The following is a 25,807-nucleotide window of genomic DNA, read 5'->3' on the forward strand; positions in this document are numbered from 1 at the left end:
TCTACCAGTGCAGGTTGAAATGCGAGCCGGGGACGAAACGTCCGTCGAGCAGGTCCCAGCGTTCGACGCAGACCTGTTTGTCGCCTTCGCGCTTCAACCTGAGCCGGTTGAACGAATTCGGCGAGGTGCCGCGCAGCCGCGACGACAGCGTGGTGCCCGATTGCACCATCCAGATTTCGCGCGACAGGCCGGGGTACTGCTTGGACAGCGGCAGCACGTAGGGCAGGTGGATATGCCCGCCCATGACCAGGTCCAGGCCGGCATCGGCCCAGCGGTGCAGTGCCGCGTCGGCGCCGTGCTGCAGGTTGCTCAGATCGCTCAGCACCATCGCACCGAACGGCTGGTGGGCCACCACGATGCGCACTTTTCCAGCATCGCTGCGCGCCAGTCGTTCGCACACGGTATCGACCTGCTTCGCCGTGACCAGGCCATCCTTGTGGCGGCGCGGGTGAGTGGTGTTGAGGCCGATCACCAGCATGTGCTCGTTCTCGAAAGTCGGCTCGAGGTCATCGCCGAAATGCCGGCGGTAGTTGCGGTAGGGCGTGAGGAACCGGGCGAAGAGGTTGTACAGCGGGATGTCGTGATTGCCGGGAATCACGAGCGTTCGCGGCACGCCCAGCCCTTCGAGCCGCCGGACGAACGCCTGGGCATCGGCAAATTGGCCGCGGCGGGCCCGCTGGGTGATGTCGCCCGAGAACACCAGCAGGTCGGCGCCATGCTCGCGTACATGCTCTTCCATCGCGCGGACCACCTCGGGCAGTTCGGTACCGAAGTGGGTGTCGGAAATCTGCAACAGCGTGGTCATCGGGCGGGCATCCTCGGGCCGTCGGGTTCCGTGTCGTGTCTTATCTGACGTCTTCCATTCGAAGCCAAGAACGCCCATGCGTTCCGGTCAATCCGGGCGCAGGCGCCGCGCGTCGTGTTGCGTGGCCGTCGACCTTGCTCTACCCTTCGCGGCGCCTCAGGTGCCCCCTGGCCACGTGCCAGAGGGGTGAAACAGGGAAGCCGGTCCAGTCCCAGACGATTCCGGCGCTGCCCCCGCAACGGTAGGCGAGTTCGGTGAAGCCGCGTGACACCACTGTGCAACTGCATGGGAAGGTGCGGCTCTCCGGCGGGTCGATCCCGCCACTCGCAAGCCCGGAGACCGGCCTGTCGCAGAAACTGGCAGTGCGGAGGGCGCTGCGGGTCGGCGCCTTTTCCGTGCGCCTGCCTGCCTCATTCCGTCTGCCCACCCTGACCATTGTCGTGCGGGTGGCACGACGGAGACCTGAGTTTGATCCGCAAGCCCTTTCTGCCGGCCGCCTGTGCGCTGCTCGGCGCCGTTCCCTTTTGTTCCCTGCAGGCTGCCGAGCCGGCCCTGGCGCTCGGCGAGCAGGTCGTGACCGCCACGCGGACGAGCGTCCCGGTGGCGGCTGCCATCGCCGCGACGACCGTCATCACCCGCGAAGAAATCGAGCGCACCCAGGCCGCCAGCGTGCCGGACCTGCTCGCGCGCGTGCCGGGCATCAACATCGCCCGCAACGGCGGGACGGGCAAGAACGTCTCGCTCTACCTGCGCGGCACCAACGCCAACCATGTGCTGGTCCTGATCGATGGCGTGCGCGTCGGCTCGGCGACCAGTGGCGACATGCCGTTCCAGCATCTCCCGGTCGAGCTGATCGAGCGCATCGAGGTCGTGCGCGGGCCGCGCGCCAGCCTGTACGGGTCCGAGGCGATTGGCGGCGTCATTCAGATCTTCACGCGGCGCGGGGAAAAGGACGGCGTGCGGCCGTTCCTCTCGGCCGGCTACGGCACCCATGACAGCTCCCGCGGCAGCGCGGGCCTGTCCGGCGGCAACGGGGCGAGCTGGTACAACCTGGGCGTCAGCGGGCAGTCCACCGAGGGCATCAGCGCCCGCTTGCCCAGCGCAGGCTACGAAGCGGACGACGACGGCTATCACGGCCAATCGGCCCTGGCCAGCGGCGGGCACCGGTTCGCCAACGGGCTGGCGGTGTCCGGCACGCTGCTGCGCATCGATGCCGACAACCAGTACGACACGGGCTACGAAGCCAACGCCGACAGTCGCCAGAACGTCTACGGCGCCCGCGCCAGCTATGCACCGCTCGCGGGCTGGACCACCCGTCTCCAGGCGGGCCGCAGCGAAGACAAGCTCGACACCTTCCAAGGCTCGGCTTTCGACACCCGCATCGACACCCGCCGCGACAGCCTCGCCTGGCTGAACGAAATCGCCCTGGCCGACGACCATCTGCTGCTGCTCGGCGCCGACTACCTGCATGACGAGGTCAACGGCACCACCGCGTTCAGCGAGGACTCGCGCGACAATCACGGCGTCTTCGTCCAGTACCTCGGCGGGCATGAACGCCACGACTGGCAGCTCAGCCTGCGCCGTGACTGGAACGAGCGCTTCGGCGACCACACCACCGGCGGCGCCGGCTGGGGCTATGCCCTGACGGACACGCTGCGGCTGACCGCCAGCTACGGCACGGCTTTCAAGGCGCCGACCTTCAATCAGTTCTATCACCCGCGCAACGGCAACCCGCTGCTCGAGGCCGAGCAGTCGCGCAGTTACGAGGTTGGCCTCGAAGGTCGGCCGGGCTGGGGCCACTGGTCGCTGAACCTGTTCCACAACGAGGTCGATGACCTCATCGCCTACTTCAACGCCGGCGACGGGCTGCGCGCCTACAACCTCGATCGCGCGTCGATTCGAGGCCTCGAGCTGGTCGTCGACAGCCGATGGCTGGGCTGGGACTGGCGCGCCAACGCCACGCTGCAGGACCCGCGCAACGCGTCGGACCGCAGCGGGCAGGGCGATCTGCTGCCGCGCCGTGCCGAGCAGCTGCTGAACCTCGACATGGACCGTCGCTTCGGCCGTATCGGCGTGGGCGCGAGCCTGCATGCGGAGGGGCGGCGCTGGGACAACGCCGGCAATACCGTCGAGCTTCCTGGCTACGCCACGCTCGATCTGCGCGCGGCGTACTGGATCAGCGAGGCGCTGCGGCTACAGGCGCGGGTCGCCAACCTGTTCGATGCCGATTACGAGACCGCCGCCACCTACGAACAACCCGGCCAGGCGCTGTACCTCAGCGTGCACTACCAGGCCCTCTGACCACCCACGCAGGAGACATCCCATGCGCTCGATTCGATTGACCGGCAAGGCACAACTGGCGATCGGCCTGGCGTTGGCCGCGCTGATGGCCATCACCCGCGGCCAGCACGCCATCAGCGTCGACAGCCTGCCCAGCGCCTCCTGGGCGGTGTTCTTCCTGGCGGGGTTGTTCCTCAGGCCGCGCTGGAGCTTCGCCGGCTTCTTCGTGCTGGCATCGCTGCTGGATTTCGGCTCGATGGCGGCCGGCACCGTCAGCGACTGGTGCCTGTCGCCGGCCTACTGGGCGCTGGTGCCGGCCTATGGTTCTCTGTGGTTCGCAGGCCGCCTGTTTGCCGCGCAGCAGCTGGAGGGTCTGGTCGCTATCGCCGGGTTGGCGGTAACGCTGGCGGTGGTGGCGATGGTCGCCTATGTGTTTTCGGGCGGTGGGTTCTACTTCTTCTCGGGGCACTACCCAGGCGCCGATCTGGCCGGTTTCCTGCCGCGCATCGCCGAGTACTACCCGCGCTACCTGAGCGTGATGGCGATGTACGTGGCCTTGGCCGCGGTGCTCTACAGCGCAGCCGCCGCCTGGGCTGACGCACGCACGGGCGCGCTGCGGTCATGAGCGAATCGGCCGACCGCGACGCCCGCCATCTCGCGCGGATGCAGCGCAAGAAGGCGGTGATCGACGAGAAGATCGCCCAGGCGACGATCGAGAAGGGCCTGTTGCTGGTGCATACCGGCATCGGCAAGGGCAAGAGCAGCGCCGCCTTCGGCATGGCGGCCCGCGCCTTGGGGCACGGCATGAAGGTCGGTGTCGTGCAGTTCATCAAGGGCGCGGCGAGCACCGGCGAGCAGGCGTTCTTCCGCCGCTTCCCCGATGAGGTCAGCTACCACGTGATGGGCGAGGGCTTCACTTGGGAAACGCAGGACCGCCAGCGCGACATCGCCATGGCCGAGTCGGCCTGGCGGGTCGCCGAAGGCCTGTTCGCCGATGAACGAGTCGCGCTGGTGATCCTCGACGAGCTCAATATCGCGCTGAAGTACGGCTACCTGTCGCTCGACAAGGTGCTCGCCGACATCGCGGGCCGCCATTCGATGCAGCATGTGGTCGTCACCGGACGTGGCGCGCAGGCCGGGCTGATCGAGGCGGCCGACACCGTCACCGACATGGGGCTGATCAAGCACGCCTTCAAATCGGGTGTGAAGGCGCAGCCGGGCGTGGAGTTCTGATGGACAGGCTGGCCGACAACCGCGCGCTGTGCCCGGCGCTGCTGATCGCCGCGCCCGCGTCGGGGCAGGGCAAGACCACCGTCACCGCCGCCCTCGCGCGCCTGCATGTCCGGCTTGGCCGGCGGGTGCGGGTGTTCAAGTGCGGGCCGGATTTCATCGACCCCGGCATCCTCGCCCATGCCAGCGGCCAGCCGGTCTACCAGATCGATCTGTGGATGGTGGGCGAGGCCCAGAGCCGGGCACTGCTGCACGCGGCGGCGCAGGAAGCCGACCTGATCCTCATCGAAGGCGCGATGGGGCTGTTCGACGGCGCCCCCTCGGCGGCCGATCTGGCGCGGCGCTTCGGCGTGCCGGTGCTGGCGGTGATCGACGGCTCGGCGATGGCGCAGACTTTCGGTGCGCTGGCGCATGGGTTGGCGAGCTTCCAGCCGGACCTGCCGTTCGCTGGCGTGCTGGCCAATCGGGTCGGCAGCGAGCGGCACGGCGACATCCTGCGCGAGGCGACGCCCGCGGCCCTGCGTTGGTTCGGTGCGCTGCCGCGCGCGGCGGACATCGAACTGCCGAGCCGCCACCTGGGCTTGGTGCAGGCGCAGGAGCTGGCGGACCTCGATCGCCGGCTCGATCATGCCGCCGATGCCTTGGCCCGCACGGCCGATACCGCGCTGCCGGCACCGGTGGCATTCCAGCCGCCCGCCGTCGAGCCCGTGCCACCGCTGCTGGCCGGGGTGCGCATCGGCGTGGCGAGGGACGCGGCGTTCGCCTTTCTCTATCAGGCCAACCTGGACCTGCTCGCGGCGATGGGCGCCGAGCTGGCGTTCTTCTCGCCGCTGACCGACGACCGGCTGCCGGCGGTGGACAGCCTCTACCTGCCGGGCGGCTATCCCGAGCTGCACCTTGAGACGCTCGCGGCCAACCGGTCGCTGGCCGAGGCTATTCGCGCACACCACGCGGCCGGCAAGCCGATCCTCGCCGAGTGCGGCGGCATGCTCTATCTGCTGGAGCAGCTCGCCGACCGGAATGGCGAGGCTGCGGAACTGGTCGGCCTGGTGCCGGGGCGGGCGGCGCTGCAAGCGCGGCTCGTGGCGCTGGCGCTGCAGACGGTCGAATGGCCAGAAGGGCAGTTGCGAGGGCACACGTTCCACTATTCACGGCTGGACACCGCCCTCGAACCGGCCGCGCACGGCGCCTGCCCGAACGGTCGGGGCACCGCCGAGGCGGTCTTTCGTCTCGGCCGGCTGACGGCCTCGTACATCCATTTCTACCTGCCGTCCGATCCCCGTGCGGCGGCGGCATTGCTGCACCCGTGACCCGGCACGCCTACAGCGACGCCGAGCGTGCGGCCCTCTATCGGGCGGTGGCCGAGCGGCGCGACATGCGGCATTTCATCGGAGGCGAGGTGCCAGCCGACACCCTGGCGCGGTTGCTGGAGGCCGCCCATGCCGCGCCGAGCGTGGGCCTGATGCAGCCGTGGCGTTTCATCCGCATTACCCGTCCTTCGTTGCGCCACGGCATCCGCCAACTGGTCGAGCGCGAGCGGCTGCGCACCGCCGAGGCGCTGGGCGAGCGCGGGGCGGCGTTCATGAAGCTCAAGGTCGAGGGCATCGACCAATGCGCCGAGCTGCTGGTCGCCGCGCTGATGGACGACCGTGAGCCGCATGTGTTCGGTCGTCGTACCTTGCCGGAAATGGACCTGGCCTCGGTAGCCTGCGCCATTCAGAATCTCTGGCTTTGCGCGCGCGCCGAAGGGCTCGGCATGGGCTGGGTGTCGTTGTTCGATCCGCTCGAACTGGCCTCGCTGCTGAACATGCCGGCCGGAGCCAAGCCGGTCGCCATCCTGTGCCTGGGCCCGGTGGCGGCGTTCTACCCCGCGCCGATGCTGGCGTTGGAAGGCTGGACGCAGCCGCGCGCGCTCGGCGAACTGATCTACGAGGACGGATGGAAACCATGACGCAAGGACAGGCCCCGTGGCACTGGTAACGAGTGTGCTGGCCGGGCTGGCGCTGGATCAGGCGTTCGGCGAGCCGCGCCGCGGTCATCCGCTGGTGGCGTTCGGGCGCTACGCCGATCGGCTCGAGGCGCGCCTCAACGGTACCGATGGGCGCGGCTGGCGTAGCCACGGGGTCACGGCCTGGTGCCTGGCCGTGCTGCCCGCCGTGCTGATCGCCTGGCTGCTGTGCAGCCTGCCGGGCATCGGTTGGCTGGTCGAGATCGCGCTGCTGTACCTCGCGCTGGGGTTGCGCAGCCTTGGCGAGCATGCAACGCCGGTGATTGCCGCGCTGCGGGCCGGCGATCTGCCGCGGGCGCGCGACGCGGTCGGGCGGATCGTCAGTCGCGACACGCGGGCGCTCGACTCTGACGGCGTGGCGCGCGCGGCGACCGAATCGGTGCTGGAGAACGGCAGCGACGCGGTGTTCGGCGCGTTGTTCTGGTTTGCGGTGGCCGGCGGGCCGGGCGTGGTGCTCTATCGCCTGGCCAACACGCTCGACGCTATGTGGGGGTATCGCAATGAGCGCTTCGAGCGCTTCGGCTGGGCGGCGGCCCGCATCGACGACGGCCTCAACCTCGTCCCGGCCCAACTGACCGCGCTGACCTACGCGCTGCTCGGCAACACCGGCCGGGCGCTCGGCTGCTGGCGGCGCCAGGCGCCTGCCTGGGACAGCCCCAACGCCGGCCCGGTGATGGCGGCTGGCGCCGGCGCGCTGGGCGTGTCGCTGGGCGGGCCGGCGGTCTATCACGGCGTATCGCACGATCGACCGCCGCTCGGCGAGGGCGCGGCGCCGGTCGCGCGCGACATCGAGCGAGCGCTGGATCTGGTGTGGATGGGCGCTGGCCTGTGGTGCGTGGCGATCCTGCTGGTGGGGTGGCTCGATGCTTGAACATGGCGGACGCCTGCGTGCGGCGGCGCGACGCCACGGCATTCCGCTGTCCGACTGGCTGGATCTTTCGACGGGCATCGCGCCCTGCACGCCGCCGCTGCCGACGATCCCGCCGAGCGCCTGGATGCGGCTACCCGAGCCCGATGACGTGCTGATCGGCGCCGCGCAGCGTTATTACGGTACCGACGCCCTGCTGCCGGTGGCCGGCTCCCAGGCGGCCATCCAGTGCCTGCCGAGGCTGCGCGGCGTGGCCGATGTCGGCGTCGTGTCGCCCTGTTACGGCGAGCATGCGCAGGCCTGGACACGGGCGGGCCATCGGGTCCTGGAGTTCGGTGAGGGTGCGGTACGCCGGGCGATTCCCCGGCTGGACGTGCTGGTGGTGGTCAACCCGAACAACCCCACGGGCCGCCGCCTGCCGGTCGAGCTGCTGCTTCAGTGGCACGCGGAGCTGGCCGAGCACGGCGGCTGGCTGGTGGTGGACGAGGCCTTCGTCGACTGCACCCCGGCCGACAGCCTGGTGCCGCATCTGCCCCGGCCGGGGCTGATCGTGCTGCGTTCGTTCGGCAAGTTCTTCGGCCTGGCCGGCGCTCGGCTGGGCTTCGTGATGGCGGACCCTGCGCTGCTGCGCTCGCTCGACGTCCAGCTCGGCCCCTGGGCGGTCGCCGGCCCGGCGCGCCACCTGGCGGCCTGTCTGCTGGCCGACGCGCCGGCACAGGTGCGCCAGCGCGAGCGTCTGATGGCGGACGGTGCGCGGCTGGCCGGGCTGCTGCGCCGCCATGACCTGACGCCGACCGGCGGGACGGCGCTGTTCCAGTGGGTGGCGTGTGAGCACGCCGCCACGTTGGCTGGGTGGCTGGCGGAGCGGGCGATCCTGGTGCGGTCGTTCAGGCATCCGGCCAGCGTGCGCTTCGGGCTGCCCGGCGACGAACAGGGCTGGGCGCGGCTCGATCATGCGCTTGGCCAATACCGACAGGCTCATCCATGACGACCTTGATGGTGCAGGGCACCACCTCCGACGCAGGCAAGAGCACCCTGGTCGCCGGGCTGTGCCGCTGGCTGGCCCGGCGCGGGGTCGACGTGGCACCGTTCAAGCCGCAGAACATGGCGCTCAATGCCGCCGTGACCGCCGATGGCGGCGAAATCGGTCGTGCCCAGGCCGTGCAGGCGCAGGCCTGCGGGCTGGCGCCCCACACGGACATGAACCCGGTGCTGCTCAAGCCCAACTCGGATACCGGCGCGCAGGTCATCATCCACGGCCGCGCCGTCGGCAACATGGATGCGAAGTCCTACCAGACCTACAAACGCACCGCGCGCGAGGCGGTGCTGGCGTCGCACCGGCGGCTTCGCGCGCGTCACCGGGTCGTGCTGGTCGAAGGCGCGGGCTCGCCGGCGGAAATCAACCTGCGTGCCGACGACATCGCCAACATGGGCTTCGCCGAGGCGGTCGATTGCCCGGTGATCCTGGTGGCCGACATCGATCGCGGCGGCGTCTTCGCCCACCTGGTCGGCACGCTCGCGCTGCTGTCCGAGACCGAGCGGGGGCGCGTCGCGGGTTTCGTCATCAACCGCTTCCGCGGCGATCTCGCGCTGCTGAAGCCCGGCCTCGACTGGCTCGAAGCCCATACCGGCAAGCCGGTGCTGGGCGTGCTGCCGTACCTCATGGATTTCCACCTCGAGGCCGAGGACGCCATCGACACGCGCCAGGCGCGCAAGGCCGACCATCTGCTGCGGGTGGTGGTGCCGGTGCTGCCGCGCATCAGCAACCACACCGACTTCGATCCGCTGCGCCTGCATCCGCAGGTCGACTTGCGCTTCGTGCGGCCCGGCGCTGCGCTGCCGCCCGCCGACCTGATCGTGCTGCCGGGCTCGAAAAGCGTGCGAGCCGATCTCGCCCAGTTGCGCGCGGCCGGCTGGGACGTCGCGATCGCCCGGCACCTGCGTTATGGCGGCAAGCTGCTCGGCATTTGCGGCGGCTTCCAGATGCTCGGCCAGCGCATCGCCGATCCGCTCGGTCTGGAAGGCGAGCCGGGTGCCTGCGATGGGCTCGGCTGGTTGCCGATGAGCACCGAACTGCGCGCCGACAAGCAACTGCGCACCGTCGCCGGACGGCTGGCATGGGGTGACGCGGCGATCGAGGGCTATGAAATTCATGCCGGGGTGAGCGAAGGGCCGGCGCTGGATCGGCCGCTGGCGAGATTGGCGAACGGGCGCTGCGACGGTGCGCTGAGCGAGGACGGCCAGGTGATCGGCACCTACCTGCATGGCCTGTTCGAGGCGCCGAGTGCCTGCGCCGCGCTGCTGCGCTGGGCCGGTCTGCACGCGGACGAGCCTTTCGACTACCGGGCACTGCGCGAGCGTGACCTTGAGCGGCTGGCCGATGCGGTCGCCAATCACCTCGATGTCGCCCGGCTCGATGCGCTGTGCGGACTCGAATCGGACAAGAGGCCTGCCGACGCATGATCGACCTCATTCTGGGCGGCGCCCGTTCCGGCAAGAGCCGGTTGGCCGAGCGCCTAGCCAGTGAATCGGGCCTGGCGGTGACCTACGTCGCCACCAGCCAGCCACTCGATACGGAAATGGCGCGGCGCATGGAGCAGCACCGCGCCCGCCGGCCGGCTGCCTGGCAACTCGTCGAGGAGCCTTTGGCCCTGGCGGAAACGCTGCTTTCCCATGCGGCTGAAGACCGCTGTCTGCTGGTCGATTGCCTGACGCTTTGGCTGACCAACCTGCTGCTCGCCGAAAATCCGGCGCGGTTGTCGCGCGAGCGCGAGGCGCTGCTCGAGGCCCTTGTCACGGTGCCCGGCCGGGTGCTGCTGGTCAGCAACGAGACCGGCCTGGGCGTAGTGCCGATGGGCGAGCTCAGCCGCCGTTATGTCGATGAAGCCGGTTGGCTTCACCAGGCGATTGCCGAACGCGCCGACCGGGTGGTGTTCACCGTCGCCGGCCTGCCGATGGTGCTCAAGGGAGAACCGCTATGACGACCTTCTGGCGCGCGCCGTGCGCCGTCCCGGACGAACCGGCGCGGCGCGCCGCGGCCGAGCGGCAGGCCCAGTTGACCAAGCCGCGCGGATCGCTCGGCCGGCTCGAACGCCTCGCGGTGGATTTCGCCGGCTGGCAGGGGCGGGTGCGGCCCGAGCTCGAGCGCGTCGCCATCGGCCTGTTCGCGGCGGATCACGGGGTGGCGAGCGAGGGCGTGTCCGCCTACCCGCAGGCGGTCACCGGCCAGATGCTGGCGAATTTCGCCCGCGGCGGTGCGGCGATCAACGTACTCGCCAAGACGCTCGACGCGTCGCTCGAGCTGATCGACCTCGGGACCGTCGAACCCATGCCGGCGCTGGCCGGTGTCCGTCAGTTAAACCTCGGCCGGGGGACGGCGAACATCGCCGAAGGCCCGGCCATGACGACCGAGCAGTGCGGCGCAGCCCTCGTGGCGGGCGCGGCATCGGTCGAGCGGGCGGTAGCCGCCGGCGCGCAGCTGTACATCGGCGGCGAGATGGGCATCGGCAATACCACGGCCGCCTGTGCGCTGGCCTGCGCCGTGCTGGACATGCCGGCCGCGGCGCTGGTCGGTCCGGGTACCGGGCTCGATGACGCCGGCATGGCGCGCAAGCGTGACGTCATCGAAGCCGCCCTGGCGCGGCATCGCCCCGCCTGCACCGATGCCCTCGAAACGCTGAGGCGCCTGGGCGGGTTCGAGATCGCCGCGCTCACCGGCGCCTGCGTGGCGGCGGCGCAGCAGGGCCTGCCGATACTGATCGACGGCTATATCGTGACCGTCGCGGCGCTGCTGGCCGAGCGACTGAGCCCTGGCTGCCGCGCCTGGATGCTGTTCGGTCATCGATCGGCCGAGCCCGGCCATCGGGCGGTGCTCGAGGCGTTGCGGGCCGAGCCGCTGCTGGACCTCGGCCTGCGGTTGGGCGAAGGCAGCGGGGCGGCGCTGGCGGTGCCGCTGGTGCGTCAGGCGCTGGCGCTGCATGCCGGGATGGCGACGTTCGCCGAGGCGGCGGTTTCGGACCGCCCAGCATGAAAGCTGCGCTGGATCTCCTGCGCCACGGTGAAACCACGGGCGGCAGCGGCTTTCGAGGTTGGCTGGATGACCCGCTGAGCGAAACGGGGTGGCGCCAGATGCGCGAGGCGGTCGGTGCTGCGCCACGCTGGCAGCGAATTCTCAGCTCGCCGCTGCGGCGGTGCGCCGATTTCGCCGCCGTCTGCGCCGAGGCCTGGGGCGTGCCGCTTCGCCTTGACCCTCGGTTGATGGAGCTGGACTTCGGCGCCTGGGAAGGCCGCACCGCCGCTGAACTGATGGAGACCGACGCCGAGGCGCTGGGTCGGTTCTGGCGCGATCCCTATGCCTTCACGCCGCCGCAGGGTGAGCCCATGGTCGATTTCGAGCGCCGGGTGACGGCGGCGATGGAGGATGCACGCGCCGGGGAGGGTGACGTCCTGGTCGTCACCCATGCGGGCGTCATGCGCCTTCTGCTGGCACGGGCACAGGGCTTGCCGCGTGCGCGGTTGCTCGAGGTCGAGGTGCGCCATGCGGCCTTGATCCGCCTGGCGATGGCTCGGACGTCAGAGCCGGGAAGGGAGCGGGCGCTGTGAAGGGCCTGCAGATCGCGCTCGGCTTCCTGACGCTGATCCCCGTGCGGCTGGCCGAGCCGCCGCGTCCTGCGGAGGTCGGTGCATCGCTGGCTTGGTACCCGGTGGTCGGCGTGTTGCTGGGGCTGCTGTTGCTCGGGGCCGGCGCCGTGCTGAACGGCGCGCCAGCGGTCCTCCAGGCGGCCCTGCTGCTGGCCATCTGGGTGGCCCTTACCGGTGCGCTGCACCTCGACGGTCTTGCCGATAGCGCCGATGCCTGGCTCGGTGGGCTGGGCAGTGCCGAGCGCACGCTGGCGATCATGAAGGACCCACGCAGTGGGCCGATTGCGGTCGTCACGCTCGTGGTCGTGTTGCTGCTCAAGTTCTCGGCACTGCTGGTGCTGGTCGACGAGGCGCGGCTGGCTCCGTTGCTGCTCGCGCCGTTGATTGCGCGCTCGGCGCTGGCCGGCCTGTTTCTCTGCACGCCCTATGTCCGCCAAGGCGGCCTGGGCCAGGCGCTCGCCGACCACCTGCCTGCACGCCGCTTGAAAGCGGTGCTCGCTGCGGCCGCCACGGGTTGCCTGCTGCTCTCAGGTGGCGCGGGACTGCTGGCGTTGGTGGCTGGCGTTGGCTGTGCGGCGGTGCTGCGCCAACGCATGGTGGTTCGGCTCGGCGGCACGACCGGCGACACTGCGGGCGCGCTGGTTGAATTGGTCGAGTGTGCGGTGCTGGTCGCCCTGGCCCTCGCCTAATCGGGACTTGCCAAGCCCCCGGGGCGGCGGACTATAAAGGCCGATCGCCGCCCGAACGGATCCTTCGATGACTGCCTTTTCCCGTGCTGCCACCTTAACGCTTGCCGTCGCGGCGGTGATCCTGGCGCTGTCGCTCGGCATTCGCCACGGCTTCGGCCTGTTCCTGGCGCCGATGAGCGCCGACTTCGGCTGGGGCCGCGAGGTGTTCGCCTTCGCCATCGCGTTGCAGAACCTGATCTGGGGGATCGCCCAGCCCTTCACCGGCGCACTGGCCGATCGCTTCGGCGCGGCTCGCGCAATCGCGGTAGGCGGCGTGCTGTATGCGCTGGGACTGGCGCTGATGGCGGGCGCCGACTCCTCGGCATCGCTGTCGCTCAGCGCGGGATTGCTGATCGGCATCGGTTTGTCCGGTACCTCGTTCTCCGTCCTGCTGGGCGTCGTCGGCCGGGCGGTGCCGGAAGACAAGCGCAGCATGGCGATGGGCATCGCGAGCGCGGCCGGGTCGTTCGGCCAGTTCGCCATGCTGCCGGGCACCCTCGGCCTGATCGGCTGGCTGGGCTGGTCGTCCGCATTGCTGGCGCTCGGTCTGCTGGTCGCGCTGATCGTGCCGCTGGCCGGGTTGGTGCGCGATCGCCCGGTGGCCGCCAAGGGGACCGACCAGACGCTCGGCGAGGCGCTGCGCGAAGCCTCGCGGCATTCGGGTTTCTGGCTGCTGGGCCTGGGGTTCTTCGTCTGCGGCTTTCAGGTCGTGTTCGTGGGCGTGCACCTGCCGGCCTATCTGGTCGATGAGGGCCTGCCCGCAACCGTTGGCACCACGGTGCTGGCGCTGGTCGGGCTGTTCAACATCGTCGGCACCTACACGGCGGGCTGGCTGGGCGGGCGGATGTCCAAGCCGCGGCTGCTGACGGCGCTGTACCTCCTGCGCGGCGTGGTGATCGCGGTGTTCCTCTGGCTGCCGGTCACCACGGCCAGCGCCTGCGCGTTCGGGATCGCGATGGGGTTGCTGTGGCTGTCCACGGTGCCGTTGACCAACGGCACTATCGCCACGTTGTTCGGCGTACGCAACCTGTCGATGCTCGGTGGCATCGCCTTCCTGTTCCATCAGATCGGTGCGTTCCTCGGTGGCTGGCTCGGCGGTTACCTGTACGACAGCACCGGCAGCTACGATCTGGTGTGGCAGCTGTCTATCCTGCTCAGCCTGCTGGCCGGTGCCCTGAACTGGCCGGTGCGCGAGCAGCCGGTCGCACGGCTGCGTGCCGCGGTGCCTGCCTGATGGGCCGCCGGCTGTGGAGAGGGGTCGCGGCGGCAGCTTTGCTGGCCTTGCTGGCGCTGGCCTGGTGGGGCTGGCAGCGTGGCGGGTTGGCGCTGCTGCAGCCCGGGTTGGGTATCTGTTGAACGAGAGGACCGCGCCATGCGCACGTCGCTTCTGATCGGCCTGACCTTGCTGCTACCGGTGGGCGCCTTCGCCCAATGCCCGGCGGTGCTGCAACACGAGCTGCCGGCGCTTCGCTCCAAGCAGACGCTGGACCTGTGCCAGGCCTATTCGGGCAAGGCGCTGGTCGTGGTGAACACGGCCAGTCACTGTGGGTTCACGGGGCAGTTCGAAGGGCTGGAGGCGCTCTACCAGCGCTACAAGGATCGCGGGCTGGCGGTGCTGGGCGTGCCCTCCGACGACTTCTTTCAGGAGTCGGACGATGCGGCCGAAACGGCCAAGGTGTGCTTCGTCAATTACGGCGTCACGTTCGACATGGCCGCCACCCAACCGGTACGCGGCGACGATGCCACGCCACTGTTCCGCGAGCTGGCCCGGCAGGCGGGGAGGGCGCCGTTATGGAATTTCTACAAGTATGTCGTCGACCGGCAGGGTCGGGTCGTGGCGTCCTTTTCCAGCAAGGTCCGGCCAGATGACCCCGAGCTGATCGCCGCGGTGGAGAAGGCGCTGGCGGAATGAAAAAAGGCCGGAGCGGCGAACCGCTCCGGCCTTCTCAGGTGCTGCGCTCCGGTCAGAAGCGATAGCTGACCTGGGCGCCCAGGCCGTGGGCGCTGTTTTCGTAGGTGGCGGAGTAGGTGTCCTGCTCGACCGAGGCGTCATCCTCTTTCAGGTAGGAGTAGGCCAGGTCGACAGTGATGTCATCGGTCGGGCTGTATCCCAGGCCCAGGCTGAAGGCCTTGCGGTCGTCACTGGGGATGCGCGGCGAGCGATGGGTGTTGTTGGTCGGCGTCTGATCCAGCGCCAGGCCGGCACGCAGCACCAGCTGCGGGTTCAGCTTGTAGGCTGCACCGATGGCGTAGGACCAGCTGTCGTGCCAATCCTGCTCCTCGGCGATGCTGGCAAAGCTGGCGGAAGCCGGACCTGCCGGAACGCCGGAGTTGTTGACCCGAATCTCCTCGAGGCGGCTCCAGCGGGTGAAGGCGGCGCCCGCATACAGCGTCCATTGATCGTTCAGCTCGTGCGTCACGGACATGTCGATCATTTCAGGCAGGGTCAGGTCGAGCGAGGCATCGTATTCGCCATACGCGCCGATAGCGGTCAGGACCGGGTTGTTGCCGCGAACCTTGGTCTCGCCTTCCAGCTCGTATTCGACCTTGGAATGGTAAGTCAGGCCGACACGGGTGCTGGGCGTGAATTCATACAGCACGCCGATGTTGAAGCCGGCGGCGACGTCGTCGCCCTTGATCTTGACGCGGCTATCCGACAACCCGGGAATAGGGCTCGGCACGGCGCTTTCCAGCTCCCCATCGATCCGGTTGATCGTGGCGCCCATGCCGACCGACAGGTGCTCGTTGAAGCGGTAGCTCAGGGTCGGCTGGATGGTGATCACGCGCACTTCGCTGTAATCGCCTTCGTAACGGCCCTGGAAGCCGCTCTCGTAATCGGTCACGAGACCGAAGGGAACGTATACGCCGAGGCCGAAGGTGACTTTCTCGTCCAGCGGCTTGACCCAGTAGCCCATGGGGACGCCCACCAGCGGCACCATGTCGCCGTCGTTGGTGCCGGCCGGACCGCTGGCATCCTCGATATCGGTCTTGGCGATGATCGCGGCGGCACCGAGGCTGATTTCCTCGCGCTTGAGGCGCGACATGGCAGCAGGGTTGCCGAAGACGGTGGTGGCATCTTCACCGGACGAGGAGCGGCCGGCGAACGAGGTGCCCATGCTGCTGACGCTCTGCTCGTTGATGGCGAACCCGGCCGCCAAGCTGTAGGTGGAGCAGGCGGCGACGGCCAGGGCCAGGGAGGATTTAAGCCAGGCGTGTTTCATGGGTACTCCTTTGGAATTATTTGGCGGGCGGGAAGCTAGCAACTTTTGCTGACAGGCGCCAGCCAGCTAGGTTCACATTTTCGTGTTACGCGAGCGAAGCGGCAGGCAACGTGACGCTATGTGCGACGAAATGACCGGCTGGTCATTTCAGTCTCCTCTGGCGACCGGTCGCGACGGGTCGGTGATCCACTCGCTCCACGACCCGGCATGCAGCCTGGCCAGCGGCAGGCCGGCGAGGGCCATCGCGAACAGGTTGTGGCAGGCGGTGACGCCCGAGCCGCAATAAGCGATGGCGTCGCTCGCGCGCTGCCCCTCCAACAGGGCGGTGAATCGCTGCGCCAGGCGCTCCGGCGACAGGAAGCGGCCGCTGTCATCGAGGTTGTCGGTGAACGGGGCGCAGCGGGCGCCTGGAATATGGCCCGCGACCGGGTCGATCGGTTCCTGGTCGCCACGAAAACGCGGCAATGCGCGGGCATCCAGCAGCGGCGCCGGTGCGTCCAGGCGCGTCGCCAGTTGCTCGCTGGAAATCACCAGGCGCTCGTCCGGTGCACCCTGGAAGCCGCCACGCCGCGCGGCCGGGCGTTCGGTGGTCAGCGGCATGGCGGCCTCTCGCCAGGCACGCAGGCCGCCGTCCAGCAGATAAGGACCATCGCGCTTGCCGAGCCAGACGAGCAGCCACCAGGCGCGGGCGGCGAAGGCACCGGGACCGTCGTCGTAGAGCACGACCTGGCTGTGCTCCTCCAGGCCCCATTCGCGAAGGCGCGAGAGCAGGCGCTCGGCGTCCGGCAATGGGTGGCGGCCGGTCCTGCCGGCGATCACGGGGCCGGAAAGGTCCTGTTCCAGGTCGGCGAAGCGTGCGCCGGGGAGGTGGCCTTCTTCGTAGGCGCGGCGCCCATAGGTCGGGTCATCCAGGGAAAATCGACAATCGATCACGAGCCAGTCGGGCGCTTCGAGCTGGTTGGCGAGTTGCTGGGGGCTGATCACTTGCGCGAGGGGCATCGGGTGACTCCGGTCGGTCGATGGCGGCACCTTAACCGAAAGCCGGCGAGCGGACGTATATACTGCCGGGCTTTGACGGCGCTGGCCGATGGATAGCCTGAAGGAGAGACACGTGGCGATCGATATCCAATGGGTGCGTGACGATGCGAGCCTCGCCGAGCGATGCGACCAATGGCGTCGGCTGCCCTTCGTCGCGGTGGATACCGAGTTCATGCGGGTCGACACCTTTTATCCGGCGGCAGGCCTGGTGCAGGTCGGTGACGGCCAGACGGCCTACCTGCTCGATCCGCTGGCAATCGGCGACTGGAGCCCGTTCGCCGCGCTGCTCGAGGACCCGGCCGTGATCAAGGTGCTGCATGCCTGCAGCGAAGACCTCGAGGTGCTGCTGCGGCTGACCGGCAGCCTGCCGGCGCCGCTATTCGATACCCAATTGGCGGCCGCTTACCTGAACCTCGGCTTCTCGATGGGCTATTCGCGACTGGTCCAGGCGGTGCTTGGCGTCGAGCTGCCGAAGGGCGAGACCCGCTCGGACTGGTTGCAGCGTCCGCTGACCGACACGCAGGTGCAGTACGCCGCCGAGGATGCCCAGCACCTGGCCGAGCTGTATGTCGCGCTGGCTGAAAAGCTGTCGCCGCAGCGGCATGGCTGGGTACTCGAAGACGGTGGCGAGCTGGTCGGCAATCTTCAGCGCGCGGTCGACCCGGATGAGGCCTATCGCGACGTCAAGCAGGCCTGGCGCCTGAATCGCCAGCAACTGGCCGTCCTGCGCGCCTTGACCGCGTGGCGCGAGCGCGAGGCGCGCCGGCGCAACCAGCCGCGCAATCGGGTCCTGCGCGAGGCCAGCCTCTGGCCGTTGGCGCGTTATCAGCCGCAGGATCTGACGGCACTGGCCAAGATCGACGAGATGCAGCCGCGTACCGTGCGCCAGGACGGTCAGCAACTTCTCGAGCTGATCCAGGCGGCCGCCGCTCTGCCTGAATCGCAACGCCCCGAGCGCTTGCCCGAGCCGCTGCCGCTGGATGCCGCGCCACTGCTGAAGACGCTGCGGCAGGTGGGCCATCGCGAGGGCGAGCGGCTTGGCATTGCGCCGGAACTCATGCTGCGCAAGAAGACCCTGGAAGCGCTGATCAAGAGCGGCTACCCCGACGGGCCTTACCAACTACCTGAATCGCTGCGCGGCTGGCGTCGCGAACTGATGGGTGCGGCACTGCTGCAAGCCCTGGAAGACTGAGATGAAACGTATCTGCTCCATCTACAAAAGCCCGCGCAAGAACGAGATGTACCTCTACGTGGACAAGCGGGACGCGCTCACGCGTGTGCCTGAGGGCCTGCTCGCCGCCTTCGGCGCGCCCCAGCACCGCTTCGATCTGGTATTGACGCCGGAGCGCACGCTGGCGCGCGAGGATGTGGTCAAGGTGTTGGAGAACATCGAAAAGCAGGGCTATCACCTGCAGATGCCTGCGCCGGAAGAGGAATACATCGAGCACCTGCCGGACGAACTGCTGCGGATGAACGACCCGGTGTGACCCTTGGAGAGGCGCGGCACTCCGGCTAGACTGCGCGCCCTCTCCAATGCCCCGTTGTCACGCCGATGGCCGCTAAAGTCGAACCCTTCTGGAAGCGAAAGTCGCTCGCCCAGCTCGATGCGCACGAGTGGGAATCCCTGTGCGATGGCTGCGGCCTGTGCTGCCTGCAAAAGCTCGAGGACGACGAGGATGGTAGCGTCTATTACACGCGCGTGGCGTGCCGGCTGCTCGATCTGAAGAGCTGCCGCTGCAGTGACTACGCCAATCGTCGCGCGACCGTGCCGGACTGCATTCAGCTGACCGCCGCCGACGCGCCGAGCTTCACCTGGTTGCCGCCCACCTGCGGCTATCGTCTGGTGGCCGAGGGCAAGGACCTGCCGCCTTGGCACCACCTGGTATGTGGCGACCCCGATGCGGTGCATGCCGCACGCATTTCGCAGGCCGGACGGATGCTCAGCGAGACCGAGGTCTCCGAAGACGACTGGGAAGCTCACCTGATTTTTCGCGCCGGTTGAATCAACCCGCGCGTGTCGCCGTCTTAGCTTGATCCGCTCATCGTCAGGAGCCTTCCATGCCGTCACGTCCGTTTTCGCTGCTATCGCTCGCGTGCCTGCTCGCCTTGCCGGGGACGGCGATGGCGGTCGAGCGTGTCGACCTCGACTACCACGTCCGGCTGATCCCACAGGACGACCAGGCCGAAGTGACCCTGACCCTGGAAGATGGCGATGCGGTGCGCAGCCTGGATTTCAACCTGGGGGACGAGGGCGATTATTCCGATTTCCAGGCCGATGGCGATTGGTCGCAGACCGGGAGCCGGGGCATCTGGAAGCCGGCCGACGGCAAGGCGCAGCTGAGCTACCGGGTGAAGATCAGCAACCAGCGCGACAGCGGCCGCTACGATGCCCGAATGACCGATACCTGGGCGCTGTTTCGCGGCGATGACCTCGTCCCGGCGGCTCGGCTGGATCAGAAGGACGAGGTGCGGTTGGTGTCGCGCCTGACCTTCGATTTGCCCGAGGGTTGGCGCAGCGTCGAGACAGGCTGGCCACGTATCGGCAAGAACCGGTTCCGCATCGACAACGCCGAGCGCCTGTTCGACCGCCCGACCGGCTGGATGTTGGCGGGCAAGCTCGGCAGTCGTCGCGACAAGCTCGGCGAGACGGACGTGACCGTCTCCGCGCCGGTGGGGCAGGGCGTGCACCGGATGGACATCATGACCCTGGTCACCTTCGTCTGGCCCGAGCTGCAGAACGTGTTCCCCCGCGATCCGGGCAAGCTCTTGATAGTCAGCGCCGGCGAGCCGATGTGGCGCGGCGGCCTGTCCGGGCCGAATTCGCTGTACATGCACGCCGATCGCCCGCTGGTCAGCGAGAACGGCACCAGCTCTCTGGTGCACGAACTGGTGCATGTCTTCAGTCGTATCCGCGATACCGATCGCAGCGACTGGATCACCGAAGGGCTGGCCGAGTACTACGCCATCGAACTGCTCCGTCGTGCCGGCGGGCTGAGCGAATCGCGCTACCAGAAGGTGCGCGAGGAGCTGGCGGAGTGGAGTCGTGACGTCGACAGCCTGCGCACGACCCGTTCCTCGGGCGAGGTCACCGCGCGCGCGGTGCTGCTGCTACAGGAGCTCGACAAGGAAATTCGCAAGGAGAGCAAGGGGCGTCATTCGTTGGACGATGTCGCGCGCGGCCTGATGCGGCTGGACGAAGTCAGCACCGATGACCTCGTCGAAATTACCGAGGCGCTGCTGGGCGAGCCGTCCGACGTGCTCGATACACGCTTGCTGCGCTGATCGCCACGGCATCGCCCGCGGCGGGGTGATGCCTGGTTCTGCTTTCTTCCAATCGCCGGGCTTGCTGCCGGCGATGATCGGAGCCGTGCCGCCGGCCCTTCAGCGGGCGCTTGCCGGGCGGTCAGGCAGAAGGCAGGGTTGTTCGAACCTGGCTGGCGCCATGCCGCCCCGCGTACATCGGTTCGACCACCATGGCGTTCGATGGCTGCCCGCCTTTCGCTCCGGTGCGCAACCTGCGAAAGTCATGCCTTGACCCCTATGCCCTGGGCTTAAGGCCGATATAATGCGGCTCTTTTGCCGGTCATCACCGTGGCCGTGAACTGCTGCCGCCCGCACGGTTTCATCCCGTCCGCCGCTGGCGTCGTCACTGGAAGAATCTATGAAAAGTGCAGAAATCCGTGAAGCCTTCCTCCGCTTCTTCGAAGAGAAGGGGCATACCCGCGTCGCTTCCAGCTCGTTGATACCGGCGAACGACCCAACCCTGCTCTTCACCAACGCCGGGATGAACCAGTTCAAGGACTGCTTCCTGGGCCTTGAAAAACGTGCCTACACCCGTGCGACCAGCAGCCAGAAGTGCGTGCGTGCCGGCGGCAAGCACAACGATCTGGAAAACGTCGGCTATACCGCGCGCCACCACACGTTCTTCGAAATGCTCGGCAATTTCAGCTTCGGCGATTACTTCAAGCGCGATGCCATCGCCTACGCCTGGGAGTTTCTCACCTCGCCGGCGTGGTTGAACCTGCCCAAGGAGCGGCTGTGGGTCACCGTCTATGCCAGCGACGACGAGGCCTATGACATCTGGACACGGGACGTTGGCGTGCCGGCCGAACGGATGGTCCGCATCGGCGACAACAAGGGCGCGCCCTATGCGTCGGACAATTTCTGGGCGATGGGCGACACCGGCCCCTGCGGCCCCTGCACCGAGATCTTCTACGATCACGGCGCCGATATCTGGGGCGGTCCGCCCGGCTCGCCCGAGGAAGATGGCGACCGGTACATCGAGATCTGGAACAACGTCTTCATGCAGTTCAATCGTACGGCTGACGGTGTGCTGCATCCGCTGCCGGCGCCGAGCGTCGACACGGGCATGGGCCTGGAGCGCATCAGCGCGGTGCTGCAACACGTGCATTCCAACTACGAGATCGATCTGTTCCAGCACCTGCTCGCCGCCTCAGCCGAGGCGATCGGCTGTGCGAACGAGGAGCAGCCCTCGCTGAAAGTCGTCGCCGACCACATTCGCTCGTGCAGCTTCCTGGTCGCCGACGGCGTGCTGCCTTCCAACGAAGGTCGTGGCTATGTCCTCCGGCGCATCGTTCGCCGCGCCTGCCGCCATGGCAACAAGCTGGGTGCCAAAGGTGCGTTCTTCCACCGGATCGTAGCGGCCCTGGTCGAGGAAATGGGGCAGGCGTTTCCCGAGCTGGTTCAGCAGCAGGCGCATATCGAGCGCGTCCTCAAGACCGAGGAAGAGCAGTTCGCCAAGACGCTCGATCAGGGCCTGCGCATCCTCGAACAGGATCTGGCCCAGCTGCAGGGCGAGCAGATTCCCGGCGAGGTCGTTTTCAAGCTGTACGACACCTACGGCTTCCCGGTCGACCTGACCAACGACATCGCCCGCGAGCGTGGGCTGACGCTCGACGAGGCGGGTTTCGAGCGCGAGATGGAAGCCCAGCGCGAGCGTGCCCGCGCCGCAAGCGCCTTCGGCATGGACTACAACGCGCTGGTCAAGGTGGAAGGCCAGACGCAATTCACCGGCTACCTCGGTACGCAAGGCAACGGCAAGGTCTTGGCCTTGTTCCGCGAAGGGCTCGCAGTCGAGCAGCTCAAGGCTGGCGAGGAGGGTGTCGTGGTCCTGGATCAGACGCCGTTCTACGCCGAGTCCGGCGGTCAGATCGGCGATTGCGGTTATCTGCAGGCGGAGGGGCTGCGCTTCGATGTGCGCGATACCAGCAAGGCCGGCGGCGCCGTCCTGCATCACGGCGTGCTCGATGGTGGCGTGCTCCGGGTCGGTGACACGATCGAGGCGGTGGTCGATGCGTCGGTCCGGCAGGCGACCGCGCTGAACCACTCCGCCACGCACCTGCTGCATGCTGCGCTGCGCCAGATCCTCGGCGACCACGTGCAGCAGAAGGGTTCGCTGGTCGATAGCCAGCGTCTGCGCTTCGATTTCAGTCACTACGAGGCCATCCGTCCCGAGCAGATCAAGGCGCTCGAAGACGCGGTGAACGAGCAGGTGCGGTTGAACACGGCCGTCGAGATCGAAGAGACCGATATCGACACGGCGAAAGCCAAGGGTGCCATGGCGCTATTTGGTGAGAAGTACGGCGAGCGCGTGCGCGTGCTGAGCATGGGCGACGGCTTCTCCGTCGAGCTGTGCGGAGGCACGCACGTCAAGCGTACGGGCGACATCGGCTTGTTCAAGATTGTCAGCGAGGCGGGCGTGGCCTCCGGTGTGCGACGTATCGAGGCGGTGACCGGCGCGGCGGCGTTGGGCTATCTCAACCAGGCCGATGAGCAACTCAAGACGGCAGCGCAACTGGTCAAGTCGACGCGTGACAACCTCATCGACAAGCTGACTGGGCTGCTCGAGCGCAATCGCCAGTTGGAGAAGGAGCTGGAACAGGTCAAGGCCAAGGCTGCGAGTGCTGCCGGCAGCGATCTGGCGGGCTCCGCGGTCGAGGTTGGCGGCGTCAAGGTTCTCTCGGCCCGGATCGAAGGTGCCGACGGCAAGGCGCTGCTGGCACTGGTCGATCAGCTCAAGAACAAGCTCGGCGAGGCCATCATCCTGCTGGGTAGCGCGCTCGATGGAAAGGTCGTGCTGGTCGCTGGCGTGACGGCCGGGCTGAGTGCGCGATTCAAGGCCGGCGACCTCATGAGGCAGGCGGCAGCGGTGGTTGGCGGCAAGGGCGGCGGTCGCCCCGATATGGCGCAGGGTGGCGGCGTCGACGTCGCCCGATTGGACGAGGCGCTGGCGCTGGCGCGTACCTTCGCAGAACAGCAGGCGTGAGTGAGCGCGCACTGGATGCGCGCGCTCGTGCCTATACGGACGGATCAGGACAGCCCTTGGGGCGCAGGCGATAGATAAATGGCATTGATCGTACAGAAATTCGGTGGGACATCGGTCGGGACCGTCGAGCGAATCGAGCAGGTGGCCGAGAAGATCAAGCGGTTTCGGGAGAAGGGCGACGATATCGTGGTCGTGGTCTCCGCCATGAGCGGCGAGACCAACCGTCTCATCGATCTGGCCAAGCAGATCAGCGCAGAGCCGGTCGGCCGCGAGCTCGACGTCATGGTTTCGACCGGCGAGCAGGTCACGATCGCCCTGTTGGCGATGGCCCTCATCAAGCGGGGTGTGCCGGCGGTTTCCTACACCGGCGCCCAGGTTCGTATCCTGACCGATAGCGCGCACACCAAGGCGAGAATCCTGCAGATCGATGGGCACCGGATCCAGGCTGACCTGAAGGAAGGGCGCGTCGTGGTGGTCGCGGGCTTCCAGGGCGTAGACGCACAGGGCAACATCACGACGCTTGGACGTGGCGGCTCCGATACCACCGGTGTGGCGTTGGCCGCGGCGCTCAAGGCCGACGAGTGCCAGATCTATACGGATGTGGACGGCGTTTACACCACCGATCCGCGGGTCGTCGCCAAGGCGCGCCGGCTCGAGAAGATCACCTTTGAAGAAATGCTCGAAATGGCCAGCCTGGGATCGAAGGTCCTGCAGATCCGGTCAGTCGAATTCGCCGGCAAGTACAATGTGCCGCTACGCGTACTTCACAGCTTTCAAGAGGGTCCGGGTACCCTCATTACCCTTGATGAAGAGGAATCCATGGAACAGCCAATCATCTCCGGCATCGCTTTCAATCGTGACGAAGCGAAGTTGACGATTCGTGGCGTTCCGGATACGCCCGGTATCGCCTTCAAGATCCTCGGTCCGGTCAGCGCCGCCAACATCGAAGTCGACATGATTGTGCAGAACGTTGCGCACGACAAAACGACCGATTTCACCTTTACTGTTCACCGCAACGACTACGCCAGCGCCTTCAAGGTGCTGGAGGCAACGGCTGCCGAAATGGGCGCGCGCGAGGTCAGTGGCGACACCGATATCGCCAAGGTGTCGATCGTTGGCGTTGGCATGCGCTCGCACGCCGGGGTCGCCAGCCGTATGTTCGAGGCGCTCGCCAAGGAAAGCATCAACATCCAGATGATCTCGACGTCGGAAATCAAGGTGTCGGTAGTGATCGAAGAGAAGTACCTCGAGCTCGCCGTACGGGCATTGCATACGGCATTCGAGCTGGACAGCCCGAGCGGCAAAGGCGAGTAAGACCAAGGCGCTAAGCCTTCTGTCGCGCTAAAACGCATCGGAAGGAACTTTATGTTCTATGCCATTGGTCAATAGCTGAGCGAGCCGTTTTACGGCTCCCAGCTCACGGAGCTTTATCCGCTTTTTATTTTGCAGACTGTGGTTCTGACTGAATCCGTTAAGGAGAAAGGAATGCTGATTCTGACTCGCCGGGTCGGAGAGACTCTGATGGTGGGTGACGATGTCACTGTCACCGTGCTAGGCGTCAAGGGTAATCAAGTTCGAATCGGTGTTAACGCGCCCAAGGAGGTAGCCGTGCATCGTGAGGAGATTTACCAGCGGATCCAGAAAGAAAAGGATCACGAACCAAACCACTAATTTTTCTCTGATTTTTACCTTTGCAAGCGGGGCAAACACCAGTATTATGCGCCCCGTGTTGCGGAGAGGTGGCCGAGAGGCCGAAGGCGCTCCCCTGCTAAGGGAGTACACCTCAAAAGGGTGTCGGGGGTTCGAATCCCCCCCTCTCCGCCATTGCATGCAAGGATTCAGGTTCGATCGAATTGACCGAAACGATTCTGTCTCTATAATGCAGCCCCCACGCACTCGTAGCTCAGCTGGATAGAGTACCCGGCTACGAACCGGGCGGTCAGAGGTTCGAATCCTCTCGAGTGCGCCATATAAGCGATCGATAAGATCGTTTTGCAAGAAGCCAGTGGTGGCTGGTCAATAAACACCATGCACTCGTAGCTCAGCTGGATAGAGTACCCGGCTACGAACCGGGCGGTCAGAGGTTCGAATCCTCTCGAGTGCGCCATTTCCGAAAGAGCCCGCTTCGCGCGGGCTTTTTCATGTCCGCTATTTGCGTTTCCCTTTCACGCAACCGTATTGATCGAAGCTGACCGAACGGCTGCGACCGCGCTCGTCTTCGTAGCGGTATCGAGCGGCGCCATTGTTCAGCGTAGTGGTATCTGGCTTGCCGAGCATGCTCTCGATGTCGTCCAGGCTCAGCCCGGGTCGGACCTGCTTGCGAATGATTGCCTGCCTGCGCTCGCGACGGCTGAGAATGTTTCCGCAACCATCGTCGCTCGTCCCGACTACGACCAGTTCGTCAGGTGCGTCCGTGGTTGCGCTTTCTTCGTCGTGATCGATCCGGGCCATCGGCGTTGGTTTGCCTGAGCCCGGGGTAGGGCTGTAAGCCCTCCGTCGCTCGCCTTGCTGCCCGCTCGGGCAGCCTTGCTGGGTAAAGGTGATGGCGCCGCCTGGGCTTACGCAGCGGTAGACCATCTCGGCGGCTACCGAACCGCTATAGGCGGTGAACAGCAAAAGCAGGCCAGCAGCCTGCGAAGCGCCTCTGCACATGTGTCGTCCTCCATGACGTGAGCGGCATAGCCTAGCGAAACAAAGTTGGC

General features: G+C 67.2%; 25 protein-coding genes, 3 tRNA genes and 1 riboswitch. Of the genes, 24 read left to right on the forward strand and 4 right to left on the reverse strand.

Annotated elements, in window-relative coordinates; all coding sequences use genetic code 11:
• Position 1: 1 nt before the first annotated feature.
• Positions 2 to 805 carry a metallophosphoesterase family protein gene (locus tag D7325_RS00575; protein WP_120993069.1) on the reverse strand — a complete coding sequence of 268 codons (804 nt, stop codon included), beginning with the start codon at positions 803 to 805 and terminating at the stop codon, positions 2 to 4.
• 141 nt (positions 806 to 946) lie between these two features.
• Positions 947 to 1,167, forward strand: a riboswitch (cobalamin riboswitch).
• A 106-nt stretch (positions 1,168 to 1,273) separates the two neighbouring features.
• Between D7325_RS00575 and btuB the strand changes: the two genes are divergently transcribed.
• The 14 genes from btuB to D7325_RS00645 all read left to right on the forward strand — a co-directional run bounded on the left by btuB (position 1,274) and on the right by D7325_RS00645 (position 14,472).
• Positions 1,274 to 3,106: a TonB-dependent vitamin B12 receptor gene (gene btuB, locus D7325_RS00580; protein WP_120993070.1), complete on the forward strand. Its 1,833-nt coding sequence runs from the start codon at positions 1,274 to 1,276 to the stop codon at positions 3,104 to 3,106.
• A 22-nt stretch (positions 3,107 to 3,128) separates the two neighbouring features.
• Positions 3,129 to 3,710 carry a hypothetical protein gene (locus D7325_RS00585; RefSeq protein WP_120993071.1) on the forward strand — a complete coding sequence of 194 codons (582 nt, stop codon included), beginning with the start codon at positions 3,129 to 3,131 and terminating at the stop codon, positions 3,708 to 3,710.
• Complete coding sequence (gene cobO, locus D7325_RS00590; protein WP_120993072.1) at positions 3,707 to 4,318, forward strand: cob(I)yrinic acid a,c-diamide adenosyltransferase; 612 nt, start codon at positions 3,707 to 3,709, stop codon at positions 4,316 to 4,318. The genes D7325_RS00585 and cobO overlap by 4 nt, the downstream gene beginning before the upstream one ends.
• Positions 4,318 to 5,625, forward strand: coding sequence for a cobyrinic acid a,c-diamide synthase CobB (locus D7325_RS00595; RefSeq protein WP_120993074.1), 1,308 nt, complete (start codon positions 4,318 to 4,320; stop codon positions 5,623 to 5,625). Before cobO ends, D7325_RS00595 begins: the two co-directional genes overlap by 1 nt.
• A complete protein-coding gene (gene bluB / locus D7325_RS00600) occupies positions 5,622 to 6,266 on the forward strand; it encodes a 5,6-dimethylbenzimidazole synthase (protein WP_120993076.1) in 645 nt (214 codons plus the stop codon). The genes D7325_RS00595 and bluB overlap by 4 nt, the downstream gene beginning before the upstream one ends.
• Before the next feature lie 16 nt (positions 6,267 to 6,282).
• On the forward strand, positions 6,283 to 7,194 hold the full coding sequence (cbiB, locus tag D7325_RS00605; protein ID WP_120993078.1) for an adenosylcobinamide-phosphate synthase CbiB: 912 nt from the start codon (positions 6,283 to 6,285) through the stop codon (positions 7,192 to 7,194).
• Positions 7,187 to 8,179, forward strand: coding sequence for a threonine-phosphate decarboxylase CobD (gene cobD / locus D7325_RS00610; RefSeq protein ID WP_120993080.1), 993 nt, complete (start codon positions 7,187 to 7,189; stop codon positions 8,177 to 8,179). Before cbiB ends, cobD begins: the two co-directional genes overlap by 8 nt.
• Entirely contained in the window at positions 8,176 to 9,654 is a 1,479-nt protein-coding gene (locus tag D7325_RS00615) for a cobyric acid synthase (RefSeq protein ID WP_120993082.1), read from the forward strand. Before cobD ends, D7325_RS00615 begins: the two co-directional genes overlap by 4 nt.
• Entirely contained in the window at positions 9,651 to 10,172 is a 522-nt protein-coding gene (cobU, locus tag D7325_RS00620) for a bifunctional adenosylcobinamide kinase/adenosylcobinamide-phosphate guanylyltransferase (protein ID WP_120993083.1), read from the forward strand. The genes D7325_RS00615 and cobU overlap by 4 nt, the downstream gene beginning before the upstream one ends.
• Positions 10,169 to 11,221, forward strand: a complete 1,053-nt coding sequence (gene cobT, locus D7325_RS00625; RefSeq protein WP_120993085.1) for a nicotinate-nucleotide--dimethylbenzimidazole phosphoribosyltransferase — start codon at positions 10,169 to 10,171, stop codon at positions 11,219 to 11,221. The genes cobU and cobT overlap by 4 nt, the downstream gene beginning before the upstream one ends.
• A complete protein-coding gene (gene cobC, locus D7325_RS00630; protein WP_120993087.1) occupies positions 11,218 to 11,793 on the forward strand; it encodes an alpha-ribazole phosphatase family protein in 576 nt (191 codons plus the stop codon). Before cobT ends, cobC begins: the two co-directional genes overlap by 4 nt.
• Positions 11,790 to 12,521, forward strand: coding sequence for an adenosylcobinamide-GDP ribazoletransferase (locus tag D7325_RS00635; RefSeq protein ID WP_120993089.1), 732 nt, complete (start codon positions 11,790 to 11,792; stop codon positions 12,519 to 12,521). Before cobC ends, D7325_RS00635 begins: the two co-directional genes overlap by 4 nt.
• A gap of 67 nt (positions 12,522 to 12,588) precedes the next feature.
• A complete protein-coding gene (locus D7325_RS00640; RefSeq protein WP_120993091.1) occupies positions 12,589 to 13,794 on the forward strand; it encodes an MFS transporter in 1,206 nt (401 codons plus the stop codon).
• Positions 13,795 to 13,932: 138 nt separating this feature from the next.
• Entirely contained in the window at positions 13,933 to 14,472 is a 540-nt protein-coding gene (locus D7325_RS00645) for a glutathione peroxidase (protein WP_120993093.1), read from the forward strand.
• Between the two features lie 52 nt (positions 14,473 to 14,524).
• Here D7325_RS00645 and D7325_RS00650 read toward each other — a convergent pair whose 3' ends face one another.
• Positions 14,525 to 15,781: an OmpP1/FadL family transporter gene (locus D7325_RS00650; RefSeq protein WP_120993095.1), complete on the reverse strand. Its 1,257-nt coding sequence runs from the start codon at positions 15,779 to 15,781 to the stop codon at positions 14,525 to 14,527.
• 147 nt (positions 15,782 to 15,928) lie between these two features.
• Complete coding sequence (locus tag D7325_RS00655) at positions 15,929 to 16,780, reverse strand: sulfurtransferase (RefSeq protein ID WP_120993096.1); 852 nt, start codon at positions 16,778 to 16,780, stop codon at positions 15,929 to 15,931.
• Positions 16,781 to 16,892: 112 nt separating this feature from the next.
• Here D7325_RS00655 and rnd point away from each other — a divergent pair, with 112 nt between their 5' ends.
• The 10 genes from rnd to D7325_RS00705 all read left to right on the forward strand — a co-directional run bounded on the left by rnd (position 16,893) and on the right by D7325_RS00705 (position 25,212).
• Positions 16,893 to 18,011 (forward strand): ribonuclease D, encoded by a 1,119-nt coding sequence (gene rnd / locus D7325_RS00660; protein ID WP_177431763.1) that lies wholly within the window; start codon positions 16,893 to 16,895, stop codon positions 18,009 to 18,011.
• A gap of 1 nt (position 18,012) precedes the next feature.
• Positions 18,013 to 18,306 (forward strand): YcgL domain-containing protein, encoded by a 294-nt coding sequence (locus tag D7325_RS00665; RefSeq protein ID WP_120993100.1) that lies wholly within the window; start codon positions 18,013 to 18,015, stop codon positions 18,304 to 18,306.
• Between the two features lie 65 nt (positions 18,307 to 18,371).
• A complete protein-coding gene (locus tag D7325_RS00670) occupies positions 18,372 to 18,821 on the forward strand; it encodes a YcgN family cysteine cluster protein (protein ID WP_120993102.1) in 450 nt (149 codons plus the stop codon).
• 56 nt (positions 18,822 to 18,877) lie between these two features.
• A complete protein-coding gene (locus D7325_RS00675; protein WP_120993104.1) occupies positions 18,878 to 20,101 on the forward strand; it encodes a M61 metallopeptidase family protein in 1,224 nt (407 codons plus the stop codon).
• 379 nt (positions 20,102 to 20,480) lie between these two features.
• Entirely contained in the window at positions 20,481 to 23,105 is a 2,625-nt protein-coding gene (gene alaS / locus D7325_RS00680; protein WP_120993106.1) for an alanine--tRNA ligase, read from the forward strand.
• Positions 23,106 to 23,183: 78 nt separating this feature from the next.
• Positions 23,184 to 24,419, forward strand: a complete 1,236-nt coding sequence (locus tag D7325_RS00685) for an aspartate kinase (RefSeq protein ID WP_120993108.1) — start codon at positions 23,184 to 23,186, stop codon at positions 24,417 to 24,419.
• Positions 24,420 to 24,590: 171 nt separating this feature from the next.
• Positions 24,591 to 24,776 carry a carbon storage regulator CsrA gene (csrA, locus tag D7325_RS00690; protein ID WP_095939205.1) on the forward strand — a complete coding sequence of 62 codons (186 nt, stop codon included), beginning with the start codon at positions 24,591 to 24,593 and terminating at the stop codon, positions 24,774 to 24,776.
• Between the two features lie 62 nt (positions 24,777 to 24,838).
• A tRNA-Ser gene (locus D7325_RS00695) sits at positions 24,839 to 24,929 on the forward strand.
• Positions 24,930 to 24,997: 68 nt separating this feature from the next.
• Positions 24,998 to 25,074: transfer RNA gene (locus D7325_RS00700), tRNA-Arg, on the forward strand.
• Between the two features lie 61 nt (positions 25,075 to 25,135).
• A tRNA-Arg gene (locus D7325_RS00705) sits at positions 25,136 to 25,212 on the forward strand.
• A gap of 41 nt (positions 25,213 to 25,253) precedes the next feature.
• Here D7325_RS00705 and D7325_RS00710 read toward each other — a convergent pair.
• Positions 25,254 to 25,757 carry a DUF4124 domain-containing protein gene (locus tag D7325_RS00710; RefSeq protein WP_120993110.1) on the reverse strand — a complete coding sequence of 168 codons (504 nt, stop codon included), beginning with the start codon at positions 25,755 to 25,757 and terminating at the stop codon, positions 25,254 to 25,256.
• Positions 25,758 to 25,807 lie beyond the last annotated feature (50 nt).

The organism is Stutzerimonas urumqiensis, from assembly GCF_003640395.1.
Taxonomy (GTDB): domain Bacteria; phylum Pseudomonadota; class Gammaproteobacteria; order Pseudomonadales; family Pseudomonadaceae; genus Stutzerimonas; species Stutzerimonas urumqiensis.